The organism is uncultured Cardiobacterium sp. (genome assembly GCF_938028185.1).
Lineage (GTDB): Bacteria > Pseudomonadota > Gammaproteobacteria > Cardiobacteriales > Cardiobacteriaceae > Cardiobacterium.
The window spans coordinates 1-5,174 of the sequence record NZ_CALJAH010000011.1 but is presented as its reverse complement, the minus strand read 5'-3'; the positions used below and the strand labels follow the sequence as shown (position 1 = coordinate 5,174).

The window sequence follows — 5,174 nt, the reverse complement described above, 5'->3', positions numbered from 1 at the left end:
ATATTGATGTCAACCAAACAGGCCACCCGCCTCAGTACCCACCCTGCGGATTTTGAACGCGCGGATGCGGGACTATCTTGCAAGTCTTGAACAAACGGAGGAATTCACGCCGTAAACCGCATAATTACCGAGTTTGGTTTCCCCAACCGACGGGTTGGGGAACACAGTTGACTCAACCGTTGTGCGATTTGCTGACCGGTCGTAGGGTGGGGCTTGCCCCACCATCATGAAAGGTTCGGCATTGAAGTGTTGCATGGACATCGAGGTATGCAGGCGAACCCCACCATTGACACAACCAACCCGCCACCGTTTGCACCGCCGCTATAATCCCCGTCTCACCCCAACCGGAGCAAAACATGAACATCCTCCTCATTAACGGCGGCAAAGCCTTTGGCGCATCTGCAGGCCGTCTCAACCACACCCTGCACGCCCACGCGCGCGACGTCCTCACTGCCCTCGGCCACTCCATCCAGGAAACCGTCATTGACGACGGCTACGATGCCGCCGCCGAAGTGGAAAAATTCCTGTGGATGGACGCCGTCATCTGGCAAATGCCCGGCTGGTGGATGGGCGAGCCGTGGATTGTCAAAGAATATGTTGACCACGTCTTTTCCGCCGGATTCGGCAAACTGTTTGCCAGCGATGGCCGCCACCGCACTGCGCCAACCGAAGGCTACGGCACGGGCGGCCTGCTGCACGGCAAGCGCCATATGCTTTCGCTCACCTGGAACGCGCCGATAGAAGCCTTCACCCGCCCCGGCGATTTCTTCGACGGCGCGGGGGTGGACGCGGTTTACCTGCATTTCCACAAGGCGAACGAATTTCTCGGCATCCAGCCGCTGCCGACCTTCATCTGCAACGATGTCGTGAAAAACCCGCAGGTGGAGCGCTTCCTCGCCGATTACCGCGCCCATTTGCAGCGTGTTTTCCCCGCCTGAGATTTCAAAAGAAAGGATTTCTTTATGCAGACAAACCGCAACTGGGCGGCAACCCTTTGTGCAGCACTCAACCGCCCTGAGCTGGAAATCAGGGCGGCAACGAATGACGCTACATACGATTATCTGCCACAAGATGAAGCGACCCTGCTCGCCCTGAATGAGCTGTATATTTGCAAACGCTTTCTCGAATATCAGGATGACCACGTCATCGCCATTCCGGCAGCATTGGCAAAATTGCAAAACCTGCGCACGCTCACCATCAATCGCTGCAAATTGCCCACTGTCCCGGCAGCCATTTTTCAGCTTGCCGCCCTGTGGGAATTAACCCTGGTATTTGATCAACTGGAAAACATTCCGGCAGAAATCGGGCAGCTCAAGAATCTGGAAATATTGACGCTGCACGCAAACCATCTCAATACCCTGCCTGCAGAAATCGGCAAACTGGCACAATTGAAAACGCTTGGGCTGGATGATAACCGGCTGACTTCCCTTCCGCCCGAAATTGGCGCATTAAATAAACTGCAACAGCTCTTTTTGGGGGGCAACAACGGCCTGAGCGAAATACCCGCAGGCGTGTTCCAACTCAAAAATCTGCAATATCTCGGGCTTGTCGGCAATCAGTGCATACGCACGCTACCTGAAAAGATGGGCAGATTTGAAAAGCTGCAAACACTCAGGCTGGGAATGCGCCATCTTGCCGCATTGCCGGAAAGTATTGGTAAACTCTCCAGCCTGCAAGAGCTGTATCTCTCATCTGACGAAATCACCCATCTGCCCGCCGCCATCGGACGACTCTCCAATCTGCAAAAACTTGAACTGCGCTGCAGGGAAATGGAAACACTGCCTGCCATCATCGGGCAATTAACCCGCTTGCAGCATCTGGAAATCGCCCCGGAGTATTATGAACCCGACCGCCTCAAATTCAAATCATTGCCTGCGGCAATCGGCAATTTGACAGATTTGCAAACGCTGACGATTAAAGGCAGCAGGCTGTCTTCCCTGCCGCCGGAAATCGGCAATCTGACGCAACTGCGGGCGCTGAACCTCGGCAACAATGTCACCATTACCGCATTGCCGCCAGAAATCGGGTGCCTGAAAAATCTGCAAATACTGGATGTGGAAGACAACGGGCTGACGTCGCTGCCCGCAGAAACCGGCGCATTGCAAAAGCTGACATCACTCAATCTTTCCGGCAACCAACTGGCAGAAGTGCCGCCTGTACTCTGGCAATTGCGCAATCTGCAAGAATTGTTCCTGGACGATAACCGCTTCGATACCCTGCCCGCTGAAATCGGCGGTTTGCAGGAATTGACCCTGCTGGAACTGAACAAAAGCAAATTATCCCGCCTGCCCGCCGAAATCGGCAAACTCCACAAGCTGAAAGACTTATCTTTGCAGCGCAATTTTCTCACCCGGCTGCCACCAGAAATGGCAGCGCTCAAACATTTGCAAAAACTCACCCTGTCTGACAACAGATTCGAGTCATTCCCTGCCGAAATATTGCACTTTGAATCGCTGGAAGAATTATGGCTGGGCAGAAACCGCTTTACTGCGCTACCGGATAATTTTGACCGCCTTGCCCGTTTGCGCATACTTTTTATGGAAGGTTGCCATCTGACGGCACTGCCAGCGTGCATTGGCAAGCTGCACAATTTGCAAATCCTGGTTCTGAATTACAACGAGCTTGCCGCTTTACCTGAAAGCATCGGCGGTTTGCAAAAATTGAGAACACTGAATGCCAGCAATAACCCGATTGCCTGTCTGCCGTCCACCATTGGTGAATTGACGCAACTGGAGGAACTGGAATTGCGGCATGGCGCGCTTGTCGCCTTGCCTGCCACTATCGGCAAGCTGAAAAATCTGCGCTATTTATATCTGGAAGACAACAAAATAACGGCATTGCCGGAATCTGTCGGAGACTTGCAACGCCTGAATACACTGGAACTCAAAAACAATCTGCTGCAAACCCTGCCTGCCAGTATTGCAGGATTATCCATGCTGGATACGCTTTATCTGGAAAACAACCGGCTGAACAGTCTCCCGCCACAAACAGGTGCCATGCCCCGGCTGAAATACTTGCAATTGAACCAGAATCTGCTGGAGACCGTTCCCGCAACATTGGCGCAAGCGCCCATGCTGGAGTCGCTGGATCTGGAAGACAATCCCTTGCGTTATTTGCCGGATGCACTGCAAGCTGCACACCGCGAGCGGTCGGGCAAACTGAAAATCTATGGTAATGATGCTACCCGCAAACATTTCACGGGCAATTTCCGCTTTGATCCGCACCCGCGTCCGATATGGTGGGATTTTCGCTGAAGTCTTGAAAAAAACCGCCGTCAGGCGGTTTTTTCTTGCCAACGCCATTGCGTCCAGGCGAACAGCGCCGTGCCGCACGCGCCAATCACTGCGCCGCTGATGCCAATCAGCGCCAGGCCGCCGTGTTGCATCACCTGTTGCCCGATGAGCGCGCCGCCGCCGATGCCGATGTTGTAGATGCCGGAGAAAATGGCGGTGGCGACGTCGGTCGCGTCCGGCGCGAGGTGCAGCACCCGCACCATCAGGCAGAGACTGATGCCGGAGATGCCGATGCCCCAGCAGAAAACGAGCGCGTACAGCGTCGCAGGAGTTCCGCCGAGCGGGCGCAACAGCAGCAGCGCGGCGAGCAGCAGCGCGATGGCGCTGGTGAGGAAGGCGATTGGCAGGCGGGCGTGGTAGCGGGCAAAGAGGACGCTGGCAGTCATGCCGGAGAGGCCGAACACCAGCAGCAGCGCGGTGGTTGCCCCTTCGCTGAGGTGGCTGAAGTGGCGGGCGAAGGGTTCGATGTAGCTGTAGGCGGTGAAATGCGCGGCGACGATGAGCGCGGTGAAGGCGTAGAGGCCGAGCAGGCGCGGTCGGCGTGCCAAAAGCGGCAGGCTGCGCAGGGAGCCGGCGTTGCGGCTGGGCAGGCGCGGCAAGAGCGCGTAAACGGCGACCATCACCGCCGCCGCGACGAGGGCAATCAGGGCGAAGGTCGCGCGCCAGCCGAATGCCTGGCCGACGAGGCGTCCCAATGGCAGGCCGAGGACGGTTGCCATCGCGCTGCCCATCGCCACCCAGCCGATGGCCTGTTGTGCCTTGCCGGGCGGGGCGAGGCGCACCGCCAGCGCCGAGGTGATTGCCCAGAAGATGGCGTGCGCCAGCGCCACCCCGGCGCGGGCGGCGAGCAGCATGGCGAAGTTCACTGCAAGGGCGGTGGCGATGTGGCTGGCGATAAAGAGGGCAAAGAGGGCGAGCAGCAGGGCGCGCCGTTCGCGCCGCGCGACGAGCAGCATACAGGGCAGCGAGGCGAGCGAGACGATCCAGGCGTACACGGTCATCATTACCCCGGTCGCGGCGGCGCTCATGGAAAATCCGGCGCCGATGTCGGAGAGCAGCGCGATGGGGACAAATTCGGTGGTGTTGAAGACGAAGGCGGCGACGGCAAGGGTCAGCACGCGCAGCCAGGCAAGGCGGTGGGCGGTGGTTTGCAGGGTTTTCATCAATGGAAAAGGCCGGGGTGTCCGGCCTGTGTTGTTCAAGGGCATTGGTTGAAGCGGCAGCAGTCCACTAAAAAAGCAGAAGATGGGGTCGTCAGCAACAGCGCTCAACCCCCCCCCCCCCCCCCCCGCTGCGGGCTTCGCCCTGCAGGGGAGGGAGATTTTTAGTGCAGGATGCGCTTGACCAGATTTTCTATCGGTGCGACGAGATAGGTGTCGCGCCAGATTTTTTCGCGCGCCGCCCAGCAGATGAGCCAGAGGGCGATGAAGAAGATGAAATGCGCACGGGCGACGGTGAGCCAGACGGTGAGGCTGATTGCCCACGCCCAGGGATAGTTGGCGTAGTAACGCGGGATGATGATGCAAACCGCGAGGAAGGCGATGATGAGGATGGCGTACATGAGGGACTCCGGTTGTAAAAACGGCGCAAGGATAGCGCTTGTCGGGGTTTTGCGCCAGCGGGGGCGGTCGCTGGTGCGGCTGGTTGGCACCCGACCCCGCCGCACCTTGGCAACAAGCCTCTTTCCAAACCGGACAAAGGTATGCGTTTTTTGGAACTTTGGGCATATAGGACAAAATGGAGGCTCAAAAACGCTATAAGCCTTGCAGCATAAGGCTTACAGCGTTTTTGAGCTCCTTTTTTGTCCTATACGCCGGATTCAATTATATAGCCATCCACCGAAAGCCTCATACGGTGTTGCGTCGCCTGACCGGGCACCCT

4 protein-coding genes are annotated in these 5,174 nt (G+C 57.3%); 2 read left to right on the top strand and 2 right to left on the bottom strand.

All coding sequences use genetic code 11. The features are described from left to right. The first annotated feature begins 356 nt into the window (after positions 1-356). Positions 357-938: an NAD(P)H-dependent oxidoreductase gene (locus tag Q0349_RS00580; RefSeq protein WP_298078802.1), complete on the top strand. Its 582-nt coding sequence runs from the start codon at positions 357-359 to the stop codon at positions 936-938. 24 nt (positions 939-962) lie between these two features. Further along, positions 963-3,254: a leucine-rich repeat domain-containing protein gene (locus Q0349_RS00575; RefSeq protein WP_298078800.1), complete on the top strand. Its 2,292-nt coding sequence runs from the start codon at positions 963-965 to the stop codon at positions 3,252-3,254. A 20-nt stretch (positions 3,255-3,274) separates the two neighbouring features. On the opposite strand, the gene Q0349_RS00570 is transcribed toward Q0349_RS00575, so the two are convergent. Beyond that, positions 3,275-4,456 (bottom strand): sugar transporter, encoded by a 1,182-nt coding sequence (locus Q0349_RS00570; RefSeq protein ID WP_298078799.1) that lies wholly within the window; start codon positions 4,454-4,456, stop codon positions 3,275-3,277. Positions 4,457-4,617: 161 nt separating this feature from the next. Further along, complete coding sequence (locus tag Q0349_RS00565) at positions 4,618-4,854, bottom strand: hypothetical protein (protein ID WP_298078798.1); 237 nt, start codon at positions 4,852-4,854, stop codon at positions 4,618-4,620. Positions 4,855-5,174 lie beyond the last annotated feature (320 nt).